The organism is Novosphingobium sp. BL-S-21 (genome assembly GCF_055521655.1).
Map to the genome: position 1 here is coordinate 220,102 of NZ_JBVFVP010000003.1, position 25,287 is coordinate 245,388.

Here is a 25,287-nt window from a genome sequence, read left to right on the forward strand (position 1 = left end):
GGTGTTTTCCAATCGCCGTCGATCCGCCGCTGAAGGGTTCTGCTGAGAGCAGGCCTCGGGGATGGAGGTTCACAAGTGCGTTACCAACTACTGGCGTGCTGCAGCATGGCTGCGGCCGCGACGATGATCTGTGCGCCTGCTTCGGCCAAGGCCGATACGAGAATTGAAGTGCACCTGCCGGCCCAGCCGCTTTCCGCGTCGCTACGGGATATCGGGCGTATCTTCGGGCGCAATGTGGTCGCGGATGACGCGGTGGTCCGGGATCGGATGGCATCGCCTGTCGATGGCAAGCTGACGTTCGAGGAAGCAGTCGCCGCCTCGCTGTCCGGCACCGGATTGAAATTCAGCCCTTCCGGTGGTGGGGTCGTCGTCGGCAAGCTGGCGGAGGGTGATGGGGATGAGGGCGGCATCGTCGTGACCGGCTCGCGCATTCGAGGGGCACCGGTCGCCTCGACCCGGCTCACCTATGACCGCGAAGAGATGCGCAACGCGGGACAAGCGAGTGCGGCCGATGTCATCCGCGCAATCCCGCAGAACTTCTCTGGGGGACAGAATCCGGGCGTCGGGGCCAATGTCACAGGCGGCAAGAGCGTCGATATGGGAGGCGGCTCGTCGATCAACTTGCGCGGGCTGGGTAGCGACGCCACACTCACGCTGCTCGACGGCCGCCGCCTTAGTTTCGACGCGGCTATTCAGAGCGTCGACGTTTCCGCCATTCCCTTCGGTGCGATCGAGCGGATCGATGTCGTTCCCGACGGCTCCTCGGCCCTGTTCGGCTCCGATGCCGTAGCGGGCGTCGCCAATATCGTACTGCGCCGCAAATTTGACGGACTTGAGACGACGGAACGGATCGGCAGCTCGACCGACGGCGGGTATTTCCAGCAGCAGTACGGCGCGACAATTGGTAAGGTGTGGTCATCCGGCAGTGCTGTGGTTTCTGCCGAATATGGAAGCAATTCCGGTATCTGGTCGAGCCAGCGCTCCTATCTCGAGGAGCGCACGCCGGGCGTCGAGGTCTACCCCTCCATGCGCCATCACAACGCTGCGGTTACCTTACGGCAGGAGCTGGTGCCTGGCCTGACACTCGATCTCGATGGCATCTACAACAAGCGTCGGCGTGAACAGACACTGCCGCTCAATGCCGCCGGCGATCTTTCGGTAAGCCGGTACGATTCGTTCCAGCGAACCGAATCCTGGGCGGTCGCACCATCGCTAACCCTCGAGCTGCCCGCCGAGTGGCAGGTTTCTCTGGCCGGCAGCTATGGCTGGAACAAGGTCTATTACAGCGTTGACACCACGTACGGCACGGTTGCGACGAATGCCGGCTACGGCTTCTACCGCAACGAGACCGCAAACGTGGAACTGAGCGGCAACGGCAAGCTTATCGACCTGCCGGCCGGTGCGGCCAAGATCGCCGTCGGCGCCGGATTTCGCCGCGACATGTTCAATCGGCAGACCTACCGGGGCCTTACGGAATTTGTCGATCGGATGAGGGACAGCCTCTACGCCTTCGGCGAGCTCAGCGTGCCGGTGATCTCACCGGACCAGGGATCGCCGCTCGGCAAGAGCCTCGATCTGAGCATGGCTGCGCGGTACGAACACTATTCGAATGTGGGGTCGGTGACGACGCCCAAGCTCGGGCTCATCTACGCGCCGGTTTCCGATGTCACGCTCAAGGCAAGCTGGGGGAAGTCGTTCCGCGCGCCGACTTTCTACGAACAGTACATGCCGATGCCTGGCTATCTCTACAACGCGACTACGTTCGGCGGCACGACGGGTACTGTCATCTACGTCGTCGGCGGCAATCCGGAGTTGAAGCCTGAGCGATCGACCAACTGGTCAGCGACGATGGCATTCCATCCGGCGGCGCTCCCAGGCGCCGAACTCGAGATCAGCTATTTCAACATCCGCTACCGGGACCGCATCGTCACGCCGATGGCCTATCCTCGCCAAGCACTGACCAATTCGGCCTACGCGGACTACGTCACTCTCGATCCCGACGCAGCCACCCAGAATTCGGTCATCGATCGGATGGTGTCGTTCACCAATCTGACGACCACCGCCTACGATCCCGGCACCGTGGTCGCGATCATCGACAACTCGAACATCAACGCCGGGCGCCAGAACATCTACGGCATCGACGTGCTTGGCCGTTACAGCTTCGACCTTGCAAACGGACGTCTGAGCGCCGCGCTTAACGGCAGCTATCTCCACAGCGAGCAGCAACTGCAATCGGGGCAGGCATTCACGCAGCTTGCCGGTACACTGTTCAATCCGCCTCATTTCCGCGGTCGGGGAGAACTCGGCTGGGGCAAGGGCGGCGTGACCCTCACCGCCGCAATGAACTACATCGGTTCGATCGAGGACAAGCGCACGGCGGTCCCGGTGAAAGTCGGCAGCATGATGCCGGTCGATTTCACGGTGCGGTACCGTACCGGTGAGGAAGGCGGCCCGCTTGGCGGCATCGATGTGATTTTCTCGCTGCAGAACGCCTTCAACGACAAGCCGGATACGATCGCCACGACGGCGTTCACTGACACGGCCTACGACAGTACCAACTACACGCCGTTCGGCCGCGTCGTCAGCCTTTCGGTGACTAAGAAATGGTAAGGACGATAGCCAGCCTGCTCGCGATTGTGGCCGCAAGCATAGGAGCGGAAACTGCCCTCGCTGTCTGTGACGACGTGGTGCCAAAGCAGGGAATTGTGGCGGCGCAGGAGCGCCGCGATATATCGCCTGCGGATTTGGTGCGACTTCGGGATATCGGATTTCCAGAGGTCGTATCCAGCAAGGTCAGTCCTTCCGCGCTTTCACCGGACGGACGCAGCATTGCCTTCGTGGTCACACGCGCAGAGCCTACCGACAATACGATCTGTAGCGCGCTTGTAGTCGTGCCGCTGGATGGCGACATCGCCGGGGGAAACGCACGGCCGCGTGTCCTGGATATCGGCGGCGCTCTTCCCTTCTCGAGAGGCGTCTATCGCGGTCTTTTCATCAAATCCGGTGTTCCCGCGCTGATAACACCGGTCTGGTCGCCCGACGGCAAGAGCATCGCTTATCGCAAGACGGTCAGCGGCATAGTGCAGGTCACCCAAGTCAACGTGGACGGCAGCGGAGCTGCCGCCGTCACACGTTCCGAGACGGATATCGAAGATTTCTCCTGGTCGCCCGACGGGTCGCAATTCACTTACCTCGCTAGGCCAGGAGAGCTCGAGTCTAGGCGCAGGACGGAAGCGGCTGGTCGCTCCGGATGGCTCTATGACTCGAGCGTTCTCCCCAACGAGTCCCTGGACCCGCGTCCCTGGGCAAAGGACATTCCTCTCAACGCGTTCACCGTCGATCTGTCGACGGGAGCAGCGCGGGCGGCAACCGAGGATGAGCGCCTGCGCGTCATCCCGGCGCCTCCGACCGGGACGTCCTACGAAATGGAAGCGCGTGCTGGTAATGGAGCAACAGCGTGGACGCAGCGATTGGGGGGCGGCCCGGAAAGTGAGCAGAGGCTTTGGGCCACGCTGCCGGGCAGGGAGAAGCAGGCTTGCGCGCACGCCGAATGTTCGGGACGGATCGTTCAGACCTGGTGGGATAGTGCCGGCACCTCTGTCGTGTTCCTCCGCCGACAGGGATGGAACAGGGAGGTCTGGGCGCTCTACCGCTGGTCGCCGGGGACGAATGGGCTGGCTCTGATTACCAAGACCCGAGATGCGCTGACAGGGTGCTTGCCGGCGGACAAGGAGCTGATCTGCGGCCGGGAAAACGCCGTCATGCCGAGACGGGTAGTCGCAATCGATCTTCGCTCGGGCAAGAGCCGTATGGTGTTCGATCCCAATCCGGAATTCGCCCAATTTCGGTTGGGAAAGGTCCAGAGACTGCGCTGGATCAACGAACGCGGTCTTTCGGCCTGGGGAGACCTCGTGCTTCCGCCGGGATACGATGGAAAGTCGCGTCTGCCTCTGGTCATCACGCAGTACCATAGTAAGGGCTTCTTGCGGGGCGGGACGGGCGACGACTATCCGGTCTTTCCGCTCGCCGCCAAAGGCTTCGCTGTCCTGAGCTTCGAGCGTCCACCGACTGTTTCATCGATCACTCCGGGCGTGACCGATTGGGACGAAGCCCTCAGGGTGCAGTTCAAGGATTGGGCCGAACGGCGGAGCATTTTCTCTTCGCTCGATCGCGGTATCGACAAGGCCGTCGCGACGGGCTTCGTCGATCCTGGCCGCATTGGCATAACCGGGCTCAGCGACGGTGCCTCGACGATCGAGTTCGCGCTCGTCAATTCCCGGCGCTTTGCGGCGGCAGCCATGAGCACCTGCTGCGACGACATGCTCAGCTCCATGGTGCTCGGCGGCTTCGCGTGGGGCGAGCACAATATCAAGATCGGGCTGCCGCCTTCGGTCGATAACGATCGCGACTATTGGCGTCCGGTCTCGCTTTCGGTGAACGCGCGCAAGATCGACACCCCCATCCTCATGCAGCTCGCCGATCGCGAAACCCTCCTTGCTCTGCCTGCGTTCGGGGCGCTCCGGGAAGCTGGCAAGCCGGCCGAGATGTTCGTCTATCCCGACGAGTACCATGACAAGTGGCAGCCGGCGCATCGACTGGCGGTCTATCAGCGCGGCATCGACTGGTTTTTGTATTGGCTTCGGGGGACACGCGATCCTGATCCGGCGAAGCAGGACCAATATGCCCGGTGGGATGGGCTTCGCACGCTGCGAGACAAGGCGCGCGCTGTCAATTCTCCATGATTCCCCGTGCCCAGGTTTCTGCGTCCAGCAGATACAGAATCCTGCCGTAGGTCGTTCCCGTGAGGCGCTCTGTGTCCCTGAGCGCCCTGGCGAGCGCGGTCGTGTCGATCACGCCCGCGCTCGCCAGAATGCCGTCCAGGAGATAATCGGTGATGGCGGCTCTGTTTCGCTCGAGCAGTGAAAACAGGAAGCTTTCGGGATTACCCTTGCTCCGGCGCCAGGCGATTTCCGGCGGCAGGAGAGTTTCGAATGCCGTCCTTGCCGCGGCGCGATTGTTGCCGCGCCCAAACCAGTGCCAGCTGGGAATTGCTAGGCACAGCTCGATCAGGGGCTGGTTAACCAAGGGAGCGATACAGTTCTGCTTCGTGCCATGCGGACCATCCTCCACATAGCCTTGCGCCGCGATGAGGATCGCGATGTGCGCACCGCGTCCGGGCAGTGCGAACTCTGGGGGTGCCAACCATGGGTGAACCGCGCCTTTGTCGGCGAGGGTCTGCGCATCCCGCGCGAGAAGGCGGCTGTCACCTTGCAGCTTGTATGGTCGTACGCCTTGCCATGCGCGCCGCCGCGCTTTCCAGCTTACCCGCCATCTCGCCGCGCCGGCGAGCTGGGCGATGTCGTCGCGCACTTGCCGAAAATGATGGATGCCATCGGGATCGATGAGGCAGTCGGCAGCGAATGCGGCGGAGCGCAGCGAGCAGAACACATTGTCGCCGCCGCCGCCATCGACGACGCCATCGCAGCCCAATTCTCCTGCGACCTGAGATGCCATCTCGAAAACCAGCTGCTGGTAACCTCTGGCTACGGGCCGGGGCGTGCGAACGGCGCCGATGCGCGCAAAATCGTATTCCGCGACCGCCATCCTCCGCTCTTCGAGCGGACGCTTGACGTGCTGCGCGACCCGGCGTGCAAACTCCCTCTCGTCGCCTGCATGGTCCCGGGTCGCCAGATTGAGGCACGAGAAGGTGCGGTCATCGGCGGCCAGGCTTGCCGCAAGGATTGAGGAATCGAGCCCACCGGACAGCATCAGCAGTGGGTTAGAAAGGTCAGAGGTTCTGGCCGCGACCGAGGCTATGCATTGCTGGCGTAGCCGGCGAACCGCATCATCTGCATTGTCGATGGATTTCCCGGCCGCGACGGAAGACCAGGGCGACCACACGTTCTCAAGGCGCATCCCGGCCGGCTCGACGAGCAGCCGCGATCCGCCCCGGAGCTCCTCGATCCCGGAGAGCGAAGTCGTCACAAGGCGCATGTCGCCAAGGGCCAACTGTCGCGTGATCTCTTCGAAATCGAGGATAAACGGGGTGCCGCTCGCAGACCGGAGGAGGTCGATATCCGACGCGGCAATGGTCCCGGGACCCTTGCGCTGAAACAGGCAAGGCAGACGGCCAAAGGGGGCTCGTACCAGCGACGCGCCATTCGGGGTGCGCAGGATACCGACATAGGCGCCCCAGAATGCCTCGAATAACCGGGTTCCAGCGGATTTAAGGATCGCCCGGCGGGTGTCGTCGGATAGCGCTGTCAGGCGCTGATGGTTGCCGGACTGATAAACCGGTCCGATGACGAGGCCATCGTCATCTAAATGAAGGTTCGCGGCTGGATCGTTGCACGCGACGACCACCTCCGGCGTTTCGAATGCGGCCGTGAGCTCGTTCTGACGTGCTGCAGCAAGCAGCTGCGCGCGGTCGGCTTCGGGAAGGAGGATCCCGGCGATAAACCGATCATGTTTCATACGACGAGGATCGGCGTGAACACGTCCGTCCTTTCTTTATATTCGTTGATCAGGGTTCCGCCGACCTGCACCCAGGCATGGGCAGCGAACGGTGTGAGCCGTACTCCGAGGATCATCAGCGGGTCGATCCCCAGCGATAGCAGCCGATGCGCGATGGCAAGCGACCAAGGCAGGCATCGACCATGCGTATCGATGATCCTGGAGACCGCCGCAAACGACCCGGCGACGCGAATGAGGTCCCGCTCCGGAGCAGTGGGAACAGCCGGCATCGCGTGCAGCCTTCGGATAGACGCCTTTCGATCGACCAGATGCTGGATCGTTGCCGCAAGCCCGCGTAGTCTGAGCTCGGTCCGGCTTCTCAAAATCCAGCCGACAGCGGCGAGGCCATCCAGCGCAGCCAAGCTCCTTGGCTCGCCGCAGAGTTCGCCGGTGACCTCAGGCATGATGCACGGCGTAATGTCGTTCGCCCTTGCGTCGGCGATCAGCAGTTTGCCGGATTGCAGCCCGCTCGAAGCCGATCCGCCTGGTGATCGCCCCTCGATGAGGTCGCGGAAATCGGCCTCGATTTGCGGTGAAAGGCAGAAATACCGATCCGAAGGTAGGTCGAGAAACACGAGCCTGTCCCCGGCGACGCAGAAGGACAGGCCGCCGCGCAGTGCATAGGCCATGGCAATATTCCGACAAAGGAGGGCGACAAAAGGGATGCGCGACCCTATCGCGCATCCCCCCTTGCTCAGTCGTCGGAGAGGCCGGCGACATCCTGGCCGATGCCCACGTCGGGGTTCTGGCCGCCGAGGCCCTGGGTTTCGACGCTGGCAGTGCCCAGCTCGATCACGTCATCATTCCGTTCCATGACAGTTTCCTCGTTACTCGCCGCGACATTGCGGCAACGAGGATTTTATGACGTCGATGCGGTCATTTGAATTTTATATTGAACATATAGCGCGAATGTTATTTCGGTTATCTGCTGTTCTGAAAGATTTCGTTTATTAATTTAGGAACGATCGTCAATCTCGCCCTGTGATACTCTTGTACGAGCATTTTAGTCGATCTTGGGCTTTGCTCTAGCGAAACAGCAATAGTCCGAATCTCGTCGACGGCGTTCTCGATGAAAGCCGATTCGATTTGGCGGATGTAGGCAAGTCTGGCGTTGGCCGAAGCAACCTGCATGACGATCTCGGCGCTGCGGGAACGCGCGGCGATGAACGAGAAGAGGTCGGCGGCGTCCATCGGTTCGGTTTGGTTATCGGTGGGGATGTGTAGTCCCCGGCTTATGCGCAGGGCCGTACGCACGAGTTCGTCGTTCCAGCGGTAGAGATCGCGCAGACCGATCTCGTTGACGGCAGGCACATGAAACCCATCGCTTGAGCGCGTCTCGACAAGACGCTCTCCTGCGAGGCGATGCAGGGCGTCGCGGATCGGCGTTGCGCTGCTGGCATATTCCTGGGCCAGCCTCGCGGGCTCGAGCCGCGCGCCTGGCGTGAAAGTGCCGTTGGCGAGGGCCCGCTTCAGCCTGTCGTAGACTCGTACCGCAGTGGTGCCCGCGTTCATGGAAACAGGCTCCGGCTGACCGGGGTGGCGGTGCTCGCTAAACAGGGGATGTCCGCGATACCTAAGTCTGCGGCCTGCCAAGGATCGGGGCTTTTCAACGGCACTCCTGCGGAATGGGGCGTAAGGTTATGGTCGATTGCGGTGACTGCCTTTGCCGGGACCGCGCCGCGCACCGCGCAGTATCCGATTTCCCTTAGTTCCGCCGAAATCCGGCTCGCCTTGAGCAGGAAAGGCTTAGTGAACATGTGCGGCCTCCCCACGCGGTTCCCGCGCCGGGGCAGGCGCGCAGATGCCCCCGCGTTCGAGTAGGGTTGGCGTATCCTCGTCGATCTCGATGAGCATGGCGCCCAGAGTCTTTCCGTCCACCACTTTGGGCACGCCAAGCGGGCGGCATCTCCAGCCGAATGTCAGGATCTGGCGCAGCCACGATAGGTCGGCCACGCCTGTGTAACGCTCGATGCCGTTGGCGAGCGCGAAGGCGACGAGCGCATGGACGAGCTCGTTCCTAGACTCGCGTCTTTCGCCCGCCGACGATTTGCGCTCCAGGCAGAACCGGGTGATTTCCATAGTGGTCGGGCCGCACGGAACCGCCTCGTCGCATAGCGTGGGGAAGAGCGTGTCGAGGATATGCGGCTGCGTCGTCGGTAAGAGGCGCGCCGATGCGCGGTGGGCGCCGTCCTTGTCGGACAGCACGATGTACATGGCCGCCTCGTTGTCGAACTGGTCGAGCTCGAACCGGCCGGCGAGGGCCGGCAGGTCCCAGCGCAGAAGATCGATGAACACGCGCTTGCGCGCCTCGAACATGTTTCGAAGAACAGAATGCTCGGTTGCAGCGGGGGCGTTGGACAGGCAGTGGATCATTGCGAACCTCCTTTGAAAAGGTTCGCAAATTTCCCTCGGAAATAGCCCTCGGGCTATTCACGGTTCCGTGTATAGGAGCCTGCTGGCACTTCAGGGAAACTGATCACTCCGTTCCGACACGCGAGGAAAGCCAGCAATGGTCTGTTCAGCGCTCCCAGCTTTTTGCAAGCGTCGTTGACATGGCGCCGGACCGTCGCTTCGCTGATCCCGAGGATTTGCCCGGTGTCCCAATCGCTCTTGCCGGCCATCATCCAGATCAGGCATTCGCGCTGGCGTTTGGTGAGCAGCGCAGAATCGATACATTCCATGACTTCCGCAAGGCCGACCAGCCGGCGCGCTGCCGCAAAGACTTCCGGCGCGACGAGCCTGGCGAGAATGAGGCCGTCCTCGTCGAGCGGCCGGCCGGGTGCGGTAGCGAAAGTACACGATCCGAGGAATTCTCCAGGGACGTTCGAGGGTATCGTGAATCCGTCGTGCAGTCCGTGCTGCCTGGCCAGTTCGAGGAAGCGCTCGTCGTACGCACTGTATTCCACGAGTTCGTGTGCTTCCCGCCAAAGGAAAGGGTTCTGGGTTCTTCCGGATGCGCGGTGCACGAAATCGCGGCCGACAAAACCGTTTCGGTCGTAGAAGTCGATCCAGGGTTCCGGGTAGTTGAGCAGGCGGAACGCTTGCGGTTTGCCGGTACCCCGATCGATGTGGTGACCTATCGCATAGTAGTTGCAGCCGACCGCCTGAGTGATCTGGTTGAGGGCAAGATCAAGCTCGGCGAGATCTTTGGTTGCCCGAACAAGGTCCCTGAATTTTTGATATGCAGTTTTGACGCCCATACGCTGTCACGGCTCTTCGCGGCGTCTCAAGCCGCCAGGACGCGTCGAGCCGTCCTTTCCGCTTGCGGGCGAAATCGCTTCGGGCCCTCATTCCCTCGTCGATCCGCGTTTCTACATAGTCCGCATACTACCCAGGGATCGCAACACTGCGATGTGATCTCTGTCACGCAGCCGTCACACATCGTCCGGTCGCCGGATCTCGCATGACCGATGGAAAAACGGCGATAGACTGGCGCAATTCGGCCAATTACCGGGAACTTGCGCGCCTCGACCGCGCAGCCCTGATGTGGGAATGGCTCCGCCGCAGTGCCGGTTATGCAGAATGGTATGCTCAGGCGAGCGAAGCCACGCGAGGGGGATGGGACGGGGAGGCAGCCCTAAAATGGGGACTGCACTTTCGCCGAGAACCCCGCAGTCGGCGCCTGTGGGGCAAATCTCATCTGGAGCTCTGAGTTCGATCCCGGGGCGCTCGAAGTCGACGCATGTGCGGCAGGCCCTGGCGATCCGGACGCCATCGATCCGGCCCGGTTCGGCCCTTGGCTGAAACTTGTCGAAGGGCCAGGCAGGCATGAGTACGCCGTGCTTGCCGATGGGCGCCGGCGAATTCGCCTCGATGTTCTGGCCGGATCGCTGAGGAGAGGGCCGGTCGTGCTTCACTACCGTCTGGCAGGGACGCAATCCGCACAGCCCAGAATGCTGCCGCTTCGCCGGTTACTGGCGTTCTGCAGCCACAAGCGATTCATCGCTTCGCTGTTTCCGCCGGATCCGAGGATGGTACGCTGGGTCGAGGCGCTTAGAGTGCACGATGCGCTTATGGGCGGCGTCAGTATAACAACCATCACGGAGGAACTGTTCGGTGCCGAATTCCTCGATCTCGATACCAGACGCGGTTCGACTTCCCTGAAATCCAGGACCCGCCGCCTGATCCGCGAAGCCCGGTCGATGGCGGCGGGCGGATATCGTTCGCTTTTGCGCAAGGGACATTCCTGAGTCTGGCAATTCAAAGGCCGCGATTTCAGCCCGTTTTGATGCCCAGCTTGCGCTAGGTTTTCGTAGCAGTTGTGGAGCCTTCTTTTCTTCAGTCACGGCCGTCCCATTCCCGGCAGTGTCTGTTCCCTTGACTGACCTCTTCCGCCCGCCAGTGCTACCGAGCCCGAACTGGAAAGCCATTTCCGAGTGCTTTGCGGCATACTCGGGAAAGACCATCGGATACTCGATCGGCAGTTTCCAGCGTGCACGGTATTCCTCTGGCGAAAGATTGTGCTGGATCCGGGACGCACACACGCTGCCTATGCAATCCCAGCTCCTGCGCAGCTTCTTGCAGACCATAGCAACACGAGCCCACCTGCCGGATAGGGGACGTTTCCGTCTGTTACGGGCTCGGCTCGACCCCGAGCAGGCACTTCACCTATCTAGTAGTTGACATCAAACGCTTGGTACCGGCCCGAGAAACGGCAGAAAACGACCAATCTGGTGGTTTCACTCCGCAGCGAGGAACGTCGAGTCACGCTGAAAACGGCCGATAGTGCTGGTCGAAGTGGCGGGTTTGCAAGGCGCTAGCTCGGCGCCGGACGCACCAGTTTGATGCGGATGGTGCCGATCCGATCCGTGGGGATTACGCTGAGTCGTTCGTCGCCATTTATAACGCGCCTGGCCAGCCAACTTTTGGCATTGAAATGACCTTCTTCGACCCGGTCGACTTCCGCCAACTTCGACCCGATAGCAAAGTCTGCGGTGAACCCTTTCCCGACGATAAGGAACGTGTCGTTCCCTTCGTCGATGATCAGGCCGAAGGCTCGGCCGTCGCCAGGCGCCGGGCGGGCGGTCGGACCTTCAGTTTCGCTTGCAAGCGGCGGCGGCGCGGGCGGCGGCTGCAAGCCGACATCAAGAAGCATCTGCTTGAGCAGTGCCATCGTTTCCTGAACCGTGATCGTGTAATCGCCGAGCTTGATAACCGCAGGCTTGCCATCGTCGAGCAGAACGCCGGCGATACGCCCCTCCGCCTGCGCCTGTGCGATCATGCCATCCATTCCGGAGAGTGCAGAGAACGCCTGCGCGAGTTGTCCGTCGATCCTTCCGTCCTCGATCCCGAAGACGGAGTAGCCGATGGTACGGTGCTGGCCGAGCGCCCAAAAGATATCGCCGGTTCGGAACTGTGCTTCCGGTACGAACAGTGGGTTGCTGGCATGATCGTAATCCGCCAGCACCTCCTTGACGTTGGGCGCGTAGATATCGGGCGAGAGCATATCGAGCGACGGTGCCGCTGCGCGCCAAACATCAAGAACCCGCTTGGCCGGGCCACCGCTGGGGTACTGACCTGCCATGGGCTGGCCTTCCTGCGGTCCGAGCCAACCGTTGACGTACATGGGCAGCGCCAGTTCGTGCTTACCCGCTGCCGCGAGCGCTTCCATGTAGCGCGCGAAATGCCAGGCCATGAACACTTCCTCGGCCTGCCAGTCTGAGCCGAAGACCTCAGCCCAACTCCCTGAGGATCGGCGGCCCTTACGGCTCCAGGTTTCCTCCAGTTCCGGTTTCAAGGTTGAGCGATGTGTGGAGAGGTACTTCAGAAGCTGCGTCGGCACAGGTGCCTTCCATGCGGCTTCGGCCAAGGCGGAACGATCGCGGCTGTCCCGGAGCAGGCCGGTCTCGTTGTTCACCTGCACCATGATCACGCGGTGATTCGTATCGACTTCGGCCAAGTGCTTGATCATCGCCACGAAAGCCGCTCGGTCCGCCTTCAGCAGTTCGGGCGAGAACACCGAGAGAACCGGCTTCGGCATTGCGCCCTTGTAGGTAAAGGCCTCTGTCATCGCGCCTTGGACGACAGCTCGGGGAAAACGCCGGGTATCACCGCGCACCCAACTCGGCGCGTAAGTCGAGGCCGCGTTCTTGAAGGCACCGAACCAGATCAGAACGAGACGCATATCGCGCTTGCGGGCCTCCGCGATCTGCGCGTCAACCGCACGGAAATCGAACTGACCTTCCTTCGGCTCAAAATCCTCCCAGCTCACCGTCCCGATCACAGTCTGGACATGCATGGCTTGGAGCTTGTCCCAGATCGGCAACATGTAGTCGGGACTGGAGGCGCTCGAATTGTGCAACTCCCCGCCGAGGGCGAGGTAGGGCTTGCCGTCCACCAGGAGTTGGCGGTCTCGGATCACGGGAAGCTGCTGTGCCTCGGCGACGGGACTCATCGCCGCAAAGGCGGCCACAGACATAGCCAACCGGCACAGCACATCTTTCACAGCATTCTCCCTGGCGAACATTCTTCTGACGTCAGATTAGAATTATCATTCTTAATATGCAACCAGCAATGGGGGAGTGCTTTGAGGCAGCTAGATCGCGGGGCAGCAAACGACCAATCTCGCGCATTCGTGGAGACGATCATCAGTGCTTCAGGAATGGCATGTGTTGGATGGGGACCTGCCGTTCCCGGCGCTGGCAGCGAATGGCGGCTCTGTCCCACGAGCTTCCGGCAGTAGCCGACCAACTTACGTCGTTCCGAGGCGAATGCGGGAATGGCGGCTGTTGTCACGATCCGCCGCGTGGCTTACGTAAACATGCCTGGCCGCGATCGCGATATGCCATCCAGATATTTGGGTTAACGCAAGTCAGATGCTATTGGCCCTTGCATACTGTCCTAAGTACGAAGCGCTGGGCTTAGGAGTACGAACGAAGGTCTGACGATCTACTGAGACCAAACCGAAATGAGCTGTGTACGCTCGGTTCCATTCGAAGTTGTCGAGAAGCGACCAATGGATGTAACCGCGTACGTCCGTGCCGTCGTAGATGGCTCTCCCAAGCCCAGCCAGCGCGCGTTCGATATACGCCACGCGTCGCTTGTCGTCCGAAATAGCGACGCCGTTTTCGGTCACGATAATAGGCTTGCCTGTTGCTTTGGCGGTCCACTTAACGGTCGCTTCTAGCGCTTCGGGGTAAAACTCGATACCGCTCTCTGTCACCTCGCTGCCGGGCGGCGGAGGAAGATCAAGTTCAGGACCAACGACGGCGCGTCCGTAGGTTTGCACACCTACGAAATCATCCTTCGAGGCAACCTCGAACCAGGGCGTGTAGACCTCATCAATCTTGCGCTTGAGCGCGTTAGGTCCGGGCGCCGCCTGCTCATCTGAGATAGCGATGCTGAGCCCGAGAAGGAGATCGGGACGGGTCGCTTTGATGGCGTCGCGCGCTCGCTGATGCGCCACCAATTGATTTTGCCGCGCGCTTGGAATGTCAAAAGTGGGTGTCGACGAAAACCGGTCCGACCCGACCATCCTCGCCGCTGCCTTGTTAGCCATCGAGAAGAACCGCATGGTCTTGTTAAACTCTGGCTGCCACGAAAGCTGCGCGGCCAGGTTGGGTTCGTTGAAAGTGATGGCATGCGTGTAATTCGGACCAAGGGCCTTAGCAGCGGTTTCGCAAAAGCGGACAAAATGATCGACGTTGCTGGCCACCTCCCAGCCGCCAGCCCCCGCGAACCAGCGCGGAACGCTGAAATGCGAATAGGTGACGAAGGGCTTGATCCCCAGCTCGACGCAATAATCAATCATTCGACGGTAAAGGCTAAGGGCGGCCTGCGAGTACTGGCCTTGTTCTGGCTCGATTCGCGACCATTCGATGCCGAAACGATAAGTGTTCAGTCCGATCCGCTTGACCAAATCGATGTCTTCATTCCAGCGGTTAAGACTATCGCAGGCATCGCCTGACGGCTCTGCGAAGGAACTGGGCTTGAGATGCTCCATCACCCAAACGTCGGAATTGACGTTGTTGCCCTCGACCTGATGGCCCGCTGTGGCAGCGCCCCATAAGAAGTCTTGGCGCAGCTTACGGCGGGTCGCACCCAATAGCGGCGATGCAGCGGTGGCAGCAATGAGGCCCGCCCCGGCGGTTTGAAGAAAGTGTCGGCGGTTTAGCGGATCGAACACGCTGGTCTCCTTAGAACCGGAACTGCACGTTCGCACCGATGGTGCGCACCGAGTCGAAGCCGAATTGCTGCTGGTAGCTGGCAATGCCTTGCGTTGCGTCGCCGGCATCAAGGCCGATAAAGTTCGGATTGTATTCGTTTGTGCAGTTCTTGCAGAAGACGGAGATCCGGATCCCATTGTCGAGCTTGATGCCGGCACTGGCGCCGATCAGATCGACGATCGGAACGCGTGCCCCCGGCGCGCGATTTACGAGATAGTTGATGGAGGAACGGTGATACCAGTTCGCCTCGATGAACGGATGGACGCTTCCTCCAGTGTCGAACTCGTAGATAGCCTGGAAAGATGACGTGAAGGTCGGCGCGGTTGGTGTCTGGTTGCCGCGAGCGTTGAAGGATCCGGTTGTTGCGCAGCTCGGATCGGTTTGCCCTGGATAACACTGTGCGCCGGCGAAATCGCCGAACTTCGAGTCCAATACGGTGCCAGACGCATTGATCGAAAGGCCGCGCAGCGGATTTGCGTTCAGGGTAACTTCCACCCCTTTGCTTTTGACCGAAGCCGCATTCTGCACCACAAAAGCCTGAAGCGCGGTATCGAGAGACTGGGTTTGATAATTATCGAACTTGGTGTGGAAGGCGGATACGTTGAAGACCAACCTGCGATTGAACCAGCTCGTCTTGAAACCGATTTCTGCCGTGTTCGACTTCTCGCCGCGTACCAGAAGGTCAGAAGTCGCCGTTGCGGCTGTATCGTTGAAGCCCGGCCCCTTGTACCCGCGACCATAGGATCCATAGATCATGGCGTCCGGTGTCAGCTGGAACTGTCCGCCGGCACGCCAACTAAAATCGGTGTGACCATAGGATTGCGCAAACGTCCCCGGAACTGCCAGGGGTACGAAGTAAGAATCTTGATTCTGATCGAGATCGATCGAGATCTCGTCACGCGTTACGCGGCCGCCTGCGAAGATTTTGAACGCATCGCTCACCGAGAACGTCAGTTGTCCGAAAGCCGCATAACTGTCAGTCTTCATGCGGTAATCGTAGTCGCGTCCGAGGAAAAAGTTGTTGCTGACGGAACAGGTGCCCGGAGGTGCGCCCGGCGTGGCGGTGGCACCGACGCAAAACGGATATCCTGGCAGCAGGAATGACGGCAGGAAATTGTTGCCGGCGATCTGACCCTGTTGATCTATAGTCGAATGGAAATAATAGAGGCCAGCTTGGCCCGTCAGTCGATTTTCTGCGGGAAGAGCGACGCGGAACTCGTTCGAAAACTGATCGTATCGACCATCAGTGTAGTTTCGATTGGCGCCGTTGAGATTGGTGAAATCAACGTCGAGCTGCGAATTTATGCTGTAAAATTTCCACGCAGCGACGTTGCTTACGACAAGCCCGTTCGGGCTCGTCCATGAAAGCGATGCCTGGGCTCCGCCCAGCTTGAGATCGCGCCAATATCCACCGTCTCCGGCAAACGTGTAATTCTCGTCTCCCGGTGTGATAGCGGAAGACGCCAGCGCGGCCGCATTAGTGCTATTTGGTCCCAATGATCGATAGGTTCGGTCGCTTACCCCAGCGACGCCATGCGCCTCTGCGTACTCGCCGATGATGTACAGTTCGAGCGACGGTGTTATTTCCTGAAGGTATTTCGCCCTTACCCCGTATTGTTCGCGATCGAGATCGTTGCGCACGTTGTTGAGACCGACGAAATTAGTTCCCGGTTCCTCATACGAGTACGTACCGTTGATCCGCAGCGCCCCGCTTTCTCCCACGGGAATATTGATCGTCTCTCGTCCGATCATAGACCACGATTTAACCTTGCTGCCCGGCGTGGACCGATTTGAAAACTCCATATCGGTGACGCTCTCGAACGTGCCGAGCTTCGGCCGAGTAGACACGACGTTCAGTAGGCCCGCCGAAGCGTTCTTTCCGAAAAGCAACCCTTGAGGGCCGTTGAGCACTTCAACACGCTCGACGTCGTTGAACAGCCCCTGAGCCAGGAACGGCCGGCCTAGATTAACGTCATCCAAAGCGGTGGCTACGCTGGAGTCGATGGTGGTCGCGAAAGCTTGGGTACCGACCCCGCGCACGGCGAATGTGTTGTCGCTGCCCACCTGCAAACTAGGCGCTGCGAGCGCAACCTGAGTGAGGTCATTTACGTTTCGATTGCGCAGCGTGTCGGCCCCGAGGGCGGTCACGCTTACCGGAACATCTTGAAGCCGCTCCGCTCGGCGTTGCGCAGTAACGACGATTTCGCTCACGCCTTCACCCGTCGCTTCGACCTGCGCCCAAGCCGGGCTGGCCACTGCAGACAGACCCACCGTTGCAAGAAGAATTGCCCTATTCATCCCCTACCTCCCGAACCTGCGACCCGATTGACGGTCGCTTGGGGCATAGATAAAACTGAAACATACATGTGTGCAAGCATGAATGTTTATTATGGCAACCTATCGACGCGGTAGCTAGAACTAGGATCGGACGAAAGAATGAGTGCAGATGGAACCGGGACGCCGACGAAGGTCCGCAGGACTCAGGAGCAGCGCACAGCCCAAACGCGACGCGCGCTGATCGAAGGAGCCATCACGGTGATTTATGAGGTGGGCTACGGCGGAGCTACCATCGAACTTATCTCAGCGAAGGCAGGCGTCTCGCGAGGCCCTGTTCTCCATCACTTTGGAACGCGTGCGGCTTTGATGGCCGAGGTTGTTAAGCACGTCGCCGATGAAGACATGATTGGCTACGAGGAATCCCGCCGAACGACAGGCATCGGGAACAACCTGTATGACTGGCCTCACGTGCTTTGGGGAGTGCTTAACAAGCCGTCCGGCATCGCTGTTCTGGAAATCCTTCAAGCTACTCGCAGTGATCCCGATCTGGCCGCATATGTCTTACCGATGCAGGAAATCGTTGAGGAAAATGCTCTGAAAGCGATGCGCAGAGCATTCGGAGGTGATCGAGAACTGGCATTGACCGTGATGCGCCTCATGGTTTGGGCCGCGCGAGGCTTATCAATCGCCGATCGCCATCTTCCTCATGTAGACATGAACAAGTCTGCCATAGATTTGCTTTCCAACCTTTTGCGAATGGCAGCCCCAGACGGAATGTTGCGCCCCTTGGCCACTCTCCAGGCATCGGGAGATTTGGGAGGATAGATCAGCGGCTGGCGACTTATGGAACGCTCGCGCCAACATAAAGCAGGGGGGCTAAGTGCTTTCGCGATATCAGCTCTTCGCCCGGGAGCAGCCGTTGGTTGCTAGGCGGCGTGGACAAATTTGAGCCCATATCTGGCGACGACGAATTGCATAATGCCAAGGAATCTGCTGGCCAATTGCTCCTATTCGTCTGCCCCCAATGAGTAGGGGCGGGTCGCTCATACCCAAACTTCCGCTTCCCACCCCTTCCGGTCAGTCGGCTTGACGCCGGCGAGGTCAGGGGCGGGCGCCGCCGTCAGCTTCGAAACCGATCGATCGCGCGCTTCCATTCCCGCTCATCTGGCATTGGCAGGCGCACGGTCGGCTCTTCGCGGCAGGTCTCGAATTTCACCGGCGCCAGCTTCCGAAATTTTGTTCGCCAGCATTCGCTGCAGTAGAAACGGCCCTGCGCCTTTGTGAAGGTGGAATCCCAACCCTTGCGCTCAAAGAGATACCACAGCGCATGGGGATCGAAGACGGCCGACCGCCCGCACGCGCACGTCACCTTAATCTGGTAATGCCAGGCTGCGGCTTCGAACAGCCGGGTCGGGATCCTCAGTCCGTCAGAGTAGCGCACTTCATCAGCTGCGCGCCGACTGCTTCGCGAGAACAGCGGCGCAGGCGAGGGCGCCCGTCATGTAAGGCCCGTCGTCCTGTTCGCCTGATCTTATCTGTCGCAGGAACTCCCGATTATCGAGGCCGCGCGTCTCCAGCGCTGTCGCCACCGCGTGGCGGATTTCCTTTATATGTTCCATCTTTTGATCCTCCGGGGTGCTCTGCACACATCGACTCATGGTGAGAACATATAGAGAACATGCTAGAGTCGCGCTACCGATTCGACAGCGAGGATTGCCATGGAACAGCTGCCCACCACATCGACACTCGACGACTTGCGCCGCGAAGTCAGCAGAATAGCCGGAGGCGGTGGCTCGTTTCAGGATATCAGCAAAGGCCCCGATTTTCGGGCTTTCGTGCCCGCAGCCCCCGACCCGCGTCTTCGCCCCGCCGGGCGAACGGCTGCGCCTGCCGAGCGCGGAGCATTTGGCCGCTGGCTACTCACGCAGACCGGGCGCGGTGGTCTGGTCGGCGAACTGGCGAAGTGCGCCGTGGCGGATCGCGGCTTTCCGAAGGACGGCGATCCCGAGGCGGTACGGCAGCGGCTTCGCGTCGGCCAGGCAGAAGGCGACATGTTCGAGGCGGTCGATGAGGCCGAACTCGACTGGCTGAGCTATTGAGGCCGGGCCGTAATTTTAATCCGGCGCGGATCTCTCCCGCATTGCATCCGGCTTTTCCGTCTAGGATCATTCGTTGATGCTGAAGCAGGCCGAGATGATCATAGTAGCGTTGCTGATGGCGGTGGCGTTTTTGGCGCAGGTGGTGGGCTGGTCCGCTTGAACCATGGCTCGCTCGTGCGATCAACGATCAGCGGCGCGTCATAGACGCGGCAGAGCGCGAAGGCTTCGTCAGGATCGCCGTTGGTCCAGCGGTCCCAATGCTCCTGGACAAGGACCGTCGGCATGCGATCGTGGACGTCGGCCATCTGCTCGCACCCGTTTACCATGACCATCGAGTAACAGTCGCCCCACTCAGCCGTCGGCCGCCAGACACCTGCGACCGCGAACACGCCCTGATCGGGGAGGGAGTACCATGTGCGTGTCATGGCGCCCTTGGCGCCCTCGGCTTCCGCCCAGGCTGTGACGGGGATCAGGCACCGCCGTTTGCGGAAGCTGTCCACCCAGAAGCCGGTGTGCATCTTGTCCTCCCGCGTGTTGTTGACGGGCTTGGGCTTGAGCGGCGCGCCGGTCTTCTTGCTCTTGAGGACGAGGGGAAAGCCCCAGTTCATCGCGCGGACCGCGCCGTCTGCGACCACGAGGCCGGGATAGCCGGGGTAGATCTCGGCCGCGAAGTTTGGCGCGGCGTTCGATGTCGCTCGGAACAACCCTGCGACGGCGGCGGCGGGCGCTGTCATCCGATAGAGATTGCACATGCGCTGATCCTGCGCCTCGCCTGTCGCGCGGTCAATCCGATGGGAGAGGGGGCGTCTTGTCAATCGACTAACAATATTGCGTGACCGCGACACGACGCGGCACCCTTTCAGACCGCTCTTGATCCTCCGCCTTGCCCGCCCACTTTTCGTCTTGGTCTCGATGCACATCGGCGGCACCGGATATATGGCTGGCTTCCTAGGTTCGGTTGGGATGACGGACCGTATCGCCGGTTGGGCCCCCTGATTATGCCGTCATTAGTGATTTCCGCTTCGCAATTTCCGCACCTGTCGCTCATGTAGCCCCCTGATCTTTCGATTAAGGGTTATGTCGCGGGTGGCGGCGGCATGCAGAGAGGGCGCTCCTTGTTCTATATGTGATCCATTCTCTTTGGATAAAAGGGATCCACCTTCAGCACCTATCGCATGCCATCTTGAGGGCGCCTGCCTGGGCGCGTGTCGGCATGACCATGCGTGACGAGCGGATGCGACCAAAAGCCGCTGCAGAACTTGCGCTATAGATCATCGAGCGGCTTGCCGACTATTCGCCATTCCGGACCCGATCAGTGGACGCTCTTCCCCTGTGCGTCTCCGTTTTCGGTCCGGGCGGCGAATGGAAGATATTTGCGATACCCTTTGGGATTGGCGATCAGGCGGCGCGCGCGGAAACCGATGCCTGTACGTCCAGACCTTTGCGACGCGGCGTCCAAATTTTCTCCGGACCTATAGGGTCTCCAGCGCCCGATCGCATTGTCATCATCCGCGAAGAGTCAAGGGACGCCCGCTCAATCCAGTGCTCGTTCCTACCGTCTGAACGGCGATACCTGGGAGGTCCTTCTGGTGACGTCTCAGTGCAAGGGGAGATGGATCCTTCCAGAGTGCCAGATAGAGCCGGGCGAAACAGCCTCGCAGCGTGCCGCAACCGAGACCTTCGAGGAACCCGGCGTCCGTGGGACCGTGTCGAGCCAGCCGCTTGCGACTTCTGCCCTGATGTATCCCAGCCGCGCCAAGGTCTATGCCTTGATAGTGAAGGCGGAGTGGGACAGCTGGCCGGAAATGAACGTGCGCGAGCGGGCGTGGCTTTCCCTGTACAAAGCGCACACTTTCTTCGAGACAAAGGCCTCCAACGGGCTCTGAAGGCATTCGCGGGGCAGCGCAACTGGGCGAAGGTTCAGCAAGACAGGGGTTCGTTGCGCCTCCGGTGTAACGCTATTTTCCGACACAGACCGGGGCGGCAAACACTGCCGGGGCGCCTCACGCCGACTGCGTGACCGCGCTCTATGCCAACGCGCTGAAGGGCTGATCGCCCTCGTTTCCGCGCGCAGGGCACCGAGCCCCTCGCAAGCTTGAGGGTCTCGGCCTTCGGTTTCGATCGCTGGCGCAAGGGGAAGTGGCGGTCGGCGGGGCATACCCCGCCTCGATGTTGACGCGCGCAGGCTGCGCCCGCGCGCGGCATCAGTTGTGAGCCTCTCCCGATCAAAGTCGGGGTGCGGGCTCGACAACCGTCTGGGCCCGCCATCGGCCCCTGCAAGCCGCTCCTTCGTCGCGGCTCCTCCACATCCGTTCCGGCCTTTCAGGTGCAGGCGCCGCTTGATGCGGGCCCTGTCGGTCGTCCGGGCCGCCCACCCCCCGCCTTTTCGGGGGAGGCCCATGATGGGTTTTGCGGGCAGTGCAGGAGGTAAGACATGCGCAGCAATCCCAAGGTCCCGCAATGCGCGAGGCCCCAATCGGATCAGGACGGGAAGGCCAATGCATCAGGCAGGGCCTCGCTCTACGACGAGGTCACGGCCCGGATCATGGCCGAGCTTGAAGCGGGGCGGGTGCCATGGGTGCAGCCGTGGAGCAATGAAGTCGCCGGAGGAAGTCCTCCCGTCGCGGGACTTCCCGTCAATGCGCTGACCCGGCGTGCCTATTCCGGAATTAACGTGCTTATTCTTTGGGGATCGGTGATCGCGGGCGGCTGGGCCTCTCAAAGTTGGCTGACCTTCAAGCAGGCGCTGGCCGCTGGTGGCAATGTCCGCAAAGGCGAGCATGGGACGCAAGTGGTCTATGCCGACCGCTTCACGCCTGAGGCGGAAAAGGTACGGGCGAGGGAAAGCGGCACTGATGCCCGTTCAATTGCATTCCTCAAACGCTTCACGGTTTTCAATGTGGCCCAGTGCGAAGGCCTGCCGGACGATTTTCTTGGTTCGCCGATTGCCTTGCCCGAGCGCGAAATCGTGCCGGTGGCAGAAGCCGTCATTGCCGCAAGCGGAATCGAATTTCGCGTCGGCGGGACGAAAGCGTTCTATTCGCCCGGTCAGGACTTCATCCAAGTTCCGCCGCAGCAGGCGTTCCACGATCAGGTGAACTTCTATCGGACGGCGCTGCACGAACTGACCCACGGAGCCGGCCATAGTTCCCGTCTCAATCGTAATCTGACAGGTGCCTTCGGTTCAAAGGACTACGCCCGTGAGGAAATGGTCGCTGAGATGGGTTCGGCTTTCCTGTGCGCTTCGCTCGGGATCGTACCAACGGTTCGCCATGCAGACTATATCGGGGCATGGCTCGAGGTGCTGCGTGAGGACAACCGCGCCATCTTCCGCGCGGCCAGCATGGCGAGCAAAGCGGCGGAATGGCTCCTTACCCGCTACGAGGCATCGCTTCCCGATAGGGGGCGGATTCCCTTTGGCGAGGAAATGGACAGCGCCGACCTGCCTGCAAAAGAGGGGAGGGCCGAGGCATGACCACCCTCATCCGCGCCGCGACACGCGCCATGCTCAGTGCCAACTTCGAGCATTGCATGGCCAATCCGAAGTTCGATCCGCTCCCGCTGGTGCGCCTGTTCAATCCGATGGGCCGGGCGGTCTGGCTGATTACCGAACTCTATGCCGACAACGATACCCTTTATGGACTGGCCGACCTTGGCTTTGGCAGTCCGGAATTGGGCATCTGCTCGCTTCGCGAAATCGAGGCGATCCGCTTGCCCATGGGGCTCGCCATCGAGCGCGATACCGGCTTCTCCACCCGGCACCGCTTGTCGGTCTGGGCCGAGGCATCGCGCCTTGCGGGATCGATCCGGGATGCCGCTCTGTTGCTGGACCGACTCACGCGTGAGGACCCGGCTGCCATCAGGCTTTCGCCCCGCTGAGGGGGAAGACGCTGGCGGGCGTCTCCCGCCGATCTAAGCCGGTCCGCCCGACCATTCCACCTGAAGGACGGACCGGCACTCACATATGGAGTGCCACCATGAGACTCGAGTTTATTGCACTTGGCAACCTTGCCGTCAGCAAATCCAACATGCGCTACGCGCGCAAGGCCCCAGACGTGTCCGACATCCTGCCGACCGTGAGGGCGCGCGGCGTCCTGCAGCCCGTTCTCGTTCGGCCGGGCTGTGAAGCCGGCCATTACGAGATCGTCGCCGGATGCCGCCGGTTTCATGCCGCGCAGCTAGTCGCAGCCGAAAGGCTCGCGGCCTGCGCTGCGGCCGGGGAGCCGGAGCACGAGGCGAGGCTGCTGCCCTGTGCGATTTTGGACGATGCCGACGATGCGAGCGCGGTCGAGGCCTCGCTGATCGAGAACATCGCCCGGCTAGATCCCGATGAAGTCTCACGCTGGACCTGCTTCACGCGGTTGGTGAGGGAAGGGCGCAGCATTGCGGAGATCGGCCAGACCTTCGGCCTCCCCGATCTGGCGGTGAAGCGCATTCTCGCACTCGGCAATCTCCTCCCGCGTATTCGGGAGATGTACCGCGCCGAGGAAATCGACGCAGCGACCGTGCGTCACCTCACGTTGGCTTCGAAGGCGCAGCAGAAGACATGGCTTGCCATCGCCGACGATCCCGATGCCTATGCTCCTCGCGGCTTCCAGCTGAAAGCATTCCTCTTCGGGGACGATGCCTATTTCGTTGATACAGGAGCATTCTGGGACCTCCAGAACGCCGCCATCGAAGCGAAGCGGCTGGCCTACCTCGAGGCTGGCTGGGCAGATGCTGTGGTGCTTCCTCCCGAAAGCCACTTCCATTCGTGGGAGTATGAGAAGACCGCCAAGCGCAGGGGCGGGCGGGTCTATCTCGACGTGCGCGCCAATGGCGAAGTCGTGATTCATGAGGGGTATCTCTCGCGCAAGGAGGCCGTGCGGCTTGCCAAGGCCAGCTTGGAAAATGGAGGCGCCGGGAATGACGAAGGTGCGGCTGCCACGGCGGCGCGTCCCGAACTGACTTCGATCACCCAGACTTATATCGACCTGCACCGCCACGCCGCCGTGCGCGCCGAACTGCTGGGCCGTCCGGGCCTTGCCCTCCGCCTCATGGTCGCCCACGCCATCGCCGGATCGCCGCTTTGGCGGATCGTTTCTGAACCGCAGGCGGTGAAAAGCGACGCGGTCAGGGAAAGCGTTGAGACCTCGCGGGCAGAAGCGGTGTTCGATACCGCGCGCCGCAGCGTCCTCGCCTTGCTGAACCTGCCCGACGACGAGCCGACTGTAATTGGCGGGGGTGTGACCGGTGGAACCTGCTACGGCATGCGCGGATCGCCGCGGGATTTGTGCCGCCTGTTTGCACGGCTCATCGAGCTTCCCGACGAGATGGTCATGGAAATCCTGACCGTGGTCATGGGCGAAAGCCTTGCGGCGGGAAGTGCGGCGGTGGAAGTGGTCGGCATGGAGATGACTGTCCCGATGGCGGGGTGGTGGCAGGTGGATGCGGCCTTCCTCGATACGCTGCGCGACCGTGAAGTCCTGCTCGCGATGGTGGGAGAAGTTGCGGGCGAAGTTGTTGCGAGCGCGAACGGCAGGGAGAAGGGCAAGACCTTGAAAGGCATCATCCGCGACCACCTTGCAGGCACAGACGGACGCGTGACGCGCGAAGGCTGGGTGCCGCGCTGGATGGCGTTTCCGCCCTCTCAATACACCGAGCGGGGCGGCGTTGGCACGGTGGACGCGCATCGCCGGGCGTTCGAGGTGTCCGACCCAGATTTCGGCGAGGATGAATTTCATTCGGGCGAGCACGGCTCCGGCATTGCCGATAGCAATGAGCGTGACGGGGAGAGGGAGGGCGATGGCTCCCGGCTAGCTGCCTGACGAAATGGGCCAGAGGCGGACCGTTCCGCCTCCGGCCGATCTTGTTCCGGCCATGGAAAATTTCGGCGGCGAGGCCGCGCCCTGGCAGGCGCGGCCTCGCCGCTGATAGCAAAAGTTCATTGCCGTCGGGCCCCGCCGATGGCACCCATGGAAAGCAATGACCGAAGTTAAAACAAGCGCACTTCAAGCCATCGAAAAACTGGTTTCGCGTCTCGCTCCGGAGCCTGTCTGCAATGATTGTATCGCCCAGACGCTGGGTCTGTCGCCGCTCGATCATGTGGAACAGGTGGCCCGCGAACTGGTCGGAGCCAATCGCTTCGAGCGCAGTAAAGGCGCGTGCAGCCTCTGCGGCGAAACGCGCCTCGTCACCCGCCGGCACTGACGCAAGGCAACAGGCGCTCGGTCTGGGCAGCGATGCGAAAAGCG

Annotated in this window: 25 protein-coding genes and 1 pseudogene; 12 read left to right on the plus strand and 14 right to left on the minus strand. The window is 61.2% G+C overall.

Going from position 1 to position 25,287, the window contains the following annotated elements; translation table 11 throughout:
* Positions 1 to 105 precede the first annotated feature (105 nt).
* Both ACZ1J6_RS23405 and ACZ1J6_RS23410 read left to right on the plus strand, forming a co-directional pair.
* Positions 106 to 2,610, plus strand: coding sequence for a TonB-dependent receptor domain-containing protein (locus ACZ1J6_RS23405; RefSeq protein ID WP_465128697.1), 2,505 nt, complete (start codon positions 106 to 108; stop codon positions 2,608 to 2,610).
* On the plus strand, positions 2,604 to 4,742 hold the full coding sequence (locus ACZ1J6_RS23410; protein WP_465128698.1) for an Atxe2 family lasso peptide isopeptidase: 2,139 nt from the start codon (positions 2,604 to 2,606) through the stop codon (positions 4,740 to 4,742). The genes ACZ1J6_RS23405 and ACZ1J6_RS23410 overlap by 7 nt, the downstream gene beginning before the upstream one ends.
* Here ACZ1J6_RS23410 and ACZ1J6_RS23415 read toward each other — a convergent pair.
* The 7 genes from ACZ1J6_RS23415 to ACZ1J6_RS23445 form a co-directional block, all read right to left on the minus strand.
* Positions 4,729 to 6,474, minus strand: a complete 1,746-nt coding sequence (locus ACZ1J6_RS23415) for an asparagine synthase-related protein (RefSeq protein WP_465128699.1) — start codon at positions 6,472 to 6,474, stop codon at positions 4,729 to 4,731. The genes ACZ1J6_RS23410 and ACZ1J6_RS23415 overlap by 14 nt on opposite strands.
* Positions 6,471 to 7,142: a lasso peptide biosynthesis B2 protein gene (locus ACZ1J6_RS23420; RefSeq protein ID WP_465128700.1), complete on the minus strand. Its 672-nt coding sequence runs from the start codon at positions 7,140 to 7,142 to the stop codon at positions 6,471 to 6,473. The genes ACZ1J6_RS23415 and ACZ1J6_RS23420 overlap by 4 nt, the downstream gene beginning before the upstream one ends.
* A 65-nt stretch (positions 7,143 to 7,207) precedes the next feature.
* A complete protein-coding gene (locus ACZ1J6_RS23425) occupies positions 7,208 to 7,327 on the minus strand; it encodes a benenodin family lasso peptide (protein WP_465128701.1) in 120 nt (39 codons plus the stop codon).
* Between the two features lie 107 nt (positions 7,328 to 7,434).
* The gene (locus ACZ1J6_RS23430; protein WP_465128702.1) at positions 7,435 to 8,025 is read right to left on the minus strand and encodes a GntR family transcriptional regulator; all 591 of its coding nucleotides are present in this window, start codon (positions 8,023 to 8,025) and stop codon (positions 7,435 to 7,437) included.
* Positions 8,022 to 8,270 (minus strand): hypothetical protein, encoded by a 249-nt coding sequence (locus ACZ1J6_RS23435; protein ID WP_465128703.1) that lies wholly within the window; start codon positions 8,268 to 8,270, stop codon positions 8,022 to 8,024. The genes ACZ1J6_RS23430 and ACZ1J6_RS23435 overlap by 4 nt, the downstream gene beginning before the upstream one ends.
* On the minus strand, positions 8,260 to 8,886 hold the full coding sequence (locus tag ACZ1J6_RS23440; RefSeq protein ID WP_465128704.1) for an acyl-homoserine-lactone synthase: 627 nt from the start codon (positions 8,884 to 8,886) through the stop codon (positions 8,260 to 8,262). The genes ACZ1J6_RS23435 and ACZ1J6_RS23440 overlap by 11 nt, the downstream gene beginning before the upstream one ends.
* A gap of 53 nt (positions 8,887 to 8,939) precedes the next feature.
* Positions 8,940 to 9,713 (minus strand): autoinducer binding domain-containing protein, encoded by a 774-nt coding sequence (locus ACZ1J6_RS23445; protein WP_465128705.1) that lies wholly within the window; start codon positions 9,711 to 9,713, stop codon positions 8,940 to 8,942.
* Positions 9,714 to 9,916: 203 nt separating this feature from the next.
* Here ACZ1J6_RS23445 and ACZ1J6_RS23450 point away from each other — a divergent pair, with 203 nt between their 5' ends.
* Together ACZ1J6_RS23450 and ACZ1J6_RS23455 are read left to right on the plus strand one after the other, a co-directional pair.
* Positions 9,917 to 10,165, plus strand: coding sequence for a transcriptional regulator domain-containing protein (locus ACZ1J6_RS23450; protein WP_465128706.1), 249 nt, complete (start codon positions 9,917 to 9,919; stop codon positions 10,163 to 10,165).
* 196 nt (positions 10,166 to 10,361) lie between these two features.
* Positions 10,362 to 10,703, plus strand: coding sequence for a DNA -binding domain-containing protein (locus ACZ1J6_RS23455; protein ID WP_465128707.1), 342 nt, complete (start codon positions 10,362 to 10,364; stop codon positions 10,701 to 10,703).
* A 213-nt stretch (positions 10,704 to 10,916) separates the two neighbouring features.
* Here the strand turns inward: ACZ1J6_RS23455 and ACZ1J6_RS23460 are convergent.
* From ACZ1J6_RS23460 to ACZ1J6_RS23475, 4 genes and pseudogenes are all read right to left on the minus strand, one after another.
* Positions 10,917 to 11,042 (minus strand): annotated as a pseudogene (locus tag ACZ1J6_RS23460) (hypothetical protein); the annotation flags it as partial.
* A gap of 227 nt (positions 11,043 to 11,269) precedes the next feature.
* The gene (locus tag ACZ1J6_RS23465) at positions 11,270 to 12,979 is read right to left on the minus strand and encodes a GH35 family beta-galactosidase (protein WP_465128708.1); all 1,710 of its coding nucleotides are present in this window, start codon (positions 12,977 to 12,979) and stop codon (positions 11,270 to 11,272) included.
* Between the two features lie 345 nt (positions 12,980 to 13,324).
* Positions 13,325 to 14,638 (minus strand): glycoside hydrolase family 1 protein, encoded by a 1,314-nt coding sequence (locus ACZ1J6_RS23470; protein ID WP_465128709.1) that lies wholly within the window; start codon positions 14,636 to 14,638, stop codon positions 13,325 to 13,327.
* Positions 14,639 to 14,648: 10 nt separating this feature from the next.
* Positions 14,649 to 16,976 (minus strand): TonB-dependent receptor, encoded by a 2,328-nt coding sequence (locus ACZ1J6_RS23475; protein WP_465128710.1) that lies wholly within the window; start codon positions 16,974 to 16,976, stop codon positions 14,649 to 14,651.
* Positions 16,977 to 17,114: 138 nt separating this feature from the next.
* Here ACZ1J6_RS23475 and ACZ1J6_RS23480 point away from each other — a divergent pair, with 138 nt between their 5' ends.
* The gene (locus ACZ1J6_RS23480; protein WP_465128711.1) at positions 17,115 to 17,780 is read left to right on the plus strand and encodes a TetR/AcrR family transcriptional regulator; all 666 of its coding nucleotides are present in this window, start codon (positions 17,115 to 17,117) and stop codon (positions 17,778 to 17,780) included.
* Positions 17,781 to 18,075: 295 nt separating this feature from the next.
* On the opposite strand, the gene ACZ1J6_RS23485 is transcribed toward ACZ1J6_RS23480, so the two are convergent.
* Both ACZ1J6_RS23485 and ACZ1J6_RS23490 read right to left on the minus strand, forming a co-directional pair.
* Positions 18,076 to 18,396, minus strand: coding sequence for a hypothetical protein (locus ACZ1J6_RS23485; RefSeq protein ID WP_465128712.1), 321 nt, complete (start codon positions 18,394 to 18,396; stop codon positions 18,076 to 18,078).
* Between the two features lie 4 nt (positions 18,397 to 18,400).
* Positions 18,401 to 18,574, minus strand: coding sequence for a hypothetical protein (locus ACZ1J6_RS23490; protein ID WP_465128713.1), 174 nt, complete (start codon positions 18,572 to 18,574; stop codon positions 18,401 to 18,403).
* Between the two features lie 99 nt (positions 18,575 to 18,673).
* Between ACZ1J6_RS23490 and ACZ1J6_RS23495 the strand changes: the two genes are divergently transcribed.
* Positions 18,674 to 19,054, plus strand: coding sequence for a hypothetical protein (locus ACZ1J6_RS23495; RefSeq protein ID WP_465128714.1), 381 nt, complete (start codon positions 18,674 to 18,676; stop codon positions 19,052 to 19,054).
* 98 nt (positions 19,055 to 19,152) lie between these two features.
* On the opposite strand, the gene ACZ1J6_RS23500 is transcribed toward ACZ1J6_RS23495, so the two are convergent.
* Positions 19,153 to 19,806, minus strand: a complete 654-nt coding sequence (locus ACZ1J6_RS23500; protein ID WP_465128715.1) for an SOS response-associated peptidase — start codon at positions 19,804 to 19,806, stop codon at positions 19,153 to 19,155.
* 374 nt (positions 19,807 to 20,180) lie between these two features.
* Between ACZ1J6_RS23500 and ACZ1J6_RS23505 the strand changes: the two genes are divergently transcribed.
* From ACZ1J6_RS23505 to ACZ1J6_RS23530, 6 genes are all read left to right on the plus strand, one after another.
* Positions 20,181 to 20,324, plus strand: a complete 144-nt coding sequence (locus tag ACZ1J6_RS23505; RefSeq protein ID WP_465128716.1) for a DUF6771 family protein — start codon at positions 20,181 to 20,183, stop codon at positions 20,322 to 20,324.
* 469 nt (positions 20,325 to 20,793) lie between these two features.
* Complete coding sequence (locus tag ACZ1J6_RS23510) at positions 20,794 to 20,940, plus strand: hypothetical protein (RefSeq protein ID WP_465128717.1); 147 nt, start codon at positions 20,794 to 20,796, stop codon at positions 20,938 to 20,940.
* A 548-nt stretch (positions 20,941 to 21,488) separates the two neighbouring features.
* A complete protein-coding gene (locus tag ACZ1J6_RS23515) occupies positions 21,489 to 22,529 on the plus strand; it encodes an ArdC family protein (RefSeq protein WP_465127138.1) in 1,041 nt (346 codons plus the stop codon).
* Positions 22,526 to 22,933 (plus strand): DUF2958 domain-containing protein, encoded by a 408-nt coding sequence (locus tag ACZ1J6_RS23520; RefSeq protein ID WP_465127137.1) that lies wholly within the window; start codon positions 22,526 to 22,528, stop codon positions 22,931 to 22,933. The genes ACZ1J6_RS23515 and ACZ1J6_RS23520 overlap by 4 nt, the downstream gene beginning before the upstream one ends.
* A gap of 98 nt (positions 22,934 to 23,031) precedes the next feature.
* Positions 23,032 to 24,861, plus strand: a complete 1,830-nt coding sequence (locus tag ACZ1J6_RS23525; RefSeq protein WP_465128718.1) for a ParB/RepB/Spo0J family partition protein — start codon at positions 23,032 to 23,034, stop codon at positions 24,859 to 24,861.
* A gap of 157 nt (positions 24,862 to 25,018) precedes the next feature.
* Complete coding sequence (locus ACZ1J6_RS23530) at positions 25,019 to 25,243, plus strand: hypothetical protein (RefSeq protein WP_465128719.1); 225 nt, start codon at positions 25,019 to 25,021, stop codon at positions 25,241 to 25,243.
* Positions 25,244 to 25,287: the final 44 nt, after the last annotated feature.

Coding starts and splice junctions, on each gene's coding strand:
- ACZ1J6_RS23520 (WP_465127137.1), top strand. CDS start 22,526: ATGACCACCCTCATCCGCGCCGCGACACGCGCCATGCTCAGTGCCAAC.
- ACZ1J6_RS23530 (WP_465128719.1), top strand. CDS start 25,019: ATGACCGAAGTTAAAACAAGCGCACTTCAAGCCATCGAAAAACTGGTT.
- ACZ1J6_RS23475 (WP_465128710.1), bottom strand. CDS start 16,976: ATGAATAGGGCAATTCTTCTTGCAACGGTGGGTCTGTCTGCAGTGGCC.
- ACZ1J6_RS23510 (WP_465128717.1), top strand. CDS start 20,794: ATGTATCCCAGCCGCGCCAAGGTCTATGCCTTGATAGTGAAGGCGGAG.
- ACZ1J6_RS23405 (WP_465128697.1), top strand. CDS start 106: ATGGCTGCGGCCGCGACGATGATCTGTGCGCCTGCTTCGGCCAAGGCC.
- ACZ1J6_RS23450 (WP_465128706.1), top strand. CDS start 9,917: ATGACCGATGGAAAAACGGCGATAGACTGGCGCAATTCGGCCAATTAC.
- ACZ1J6_RS23440 (WP_465128704.1), bottom strand. CDS start 8,886: ATGATCCACTGCCTGTCCAACGCCCCCGCTGCAACCGAGCATTCTGTT.
- ACZ1J6_RS23525 (WP_465128718.1), top strand. CDS start 23,032: ATGAGACTCGAGTTTATTGCACTTGGCAACCTTGCCGTCAGCAAATCC.
- ACZ1J6_RS23425 (WP_465128701.1), bottom strand. CDS start 7,327: ATGGAACGGAATGATGACGTGATCGAGCTGGGCACTGCCAGCGTCGAA.
- ACZ1J6_RS23415 (WP_465128699.1), bottom strand. CDS start 6,474: ATGAAACATGATCGGTTTATCGCCGGGATCCTCCTTCCCGAAGCCGAC.
- ACZ1J6_RS23420 (WP_465128700.1), bottom strand. CDS start 7,142: ATGGCCTATGCACTGCGCGGCGGCCTGTCCTTCTGCGTCGCCGGGGAC.
- ACZ1J6_RS23430 (WP_465128702.1), bottom strand. CDS start 8,025: ATGAACGCGGGCACCACTGCGGTACGAGTCTACGACAGGCTGAAGCGG.
- ACZ1J6_RS23465 (WP_465128708.1), bottom strand. CDS start 12,979: ATGTTCGCCAGGGAGAATGCTGTGAAAGATGTGCTGTGCCGGTTGGCT.
- ACZ1J6_RS23515 (WP_465127138.1), top strand. CDS start 21,489: ATGCGCAGCAATCCCAAGGTCCCGCAATGCGCGAGGCCCCAATCGGAT.
- ACZ1J6_RS23410 (WP_465128698.1), top strand. CDS start 2,604: ATGGTAAGGACGATAGCCAGCCTGCTCGCGATTGTGGCCGCAAGCATA.
- ACZ1J6_RS23490 (WP_465128713.1), bottom strand. CDS start 18,574: ATGGAACATATAAAGGAAATCCGCCACGCGGTGGCGACAGCGCTGGAG.
- ACZ1J6_RS23500 (WP_465128715.1), bottom strand. CDS start 19,806: ATGTGCAATCTCTATCGGATGACAGCGCCCGCCGCCGCCGTCGCAGGG.
- ACZ1J6_RS23495 (WP_465128714.1), top strand. CDS start 18,674: ATGGAACAGCTGCCCACCACATCGACACTCGACGACTTGCGCCGCGAA.
- ACZ1J6_RS23435 (WP_465128703.1), bottom strand. CDS start 8,270: ATGTTCACTAAGCCTTTCCTGCTCAAGGCGAGCCGGATTTCGGCGGAA.
- ACZ1J6_RS23445 (WP_465128705.1), bottom strand. CDS start 9,713: ATGGGCGTCAAAACTGCATATCAAAAATTCAGGGACCTTGTTCGGGCA.
- ACZ1J6_RS23480 (WP_465128711.1), top strand. CDS start 17,115: ATGAGTGCAGATGGAACCGGGACGCCGACGAAGGTCCGCAGGACTCAG.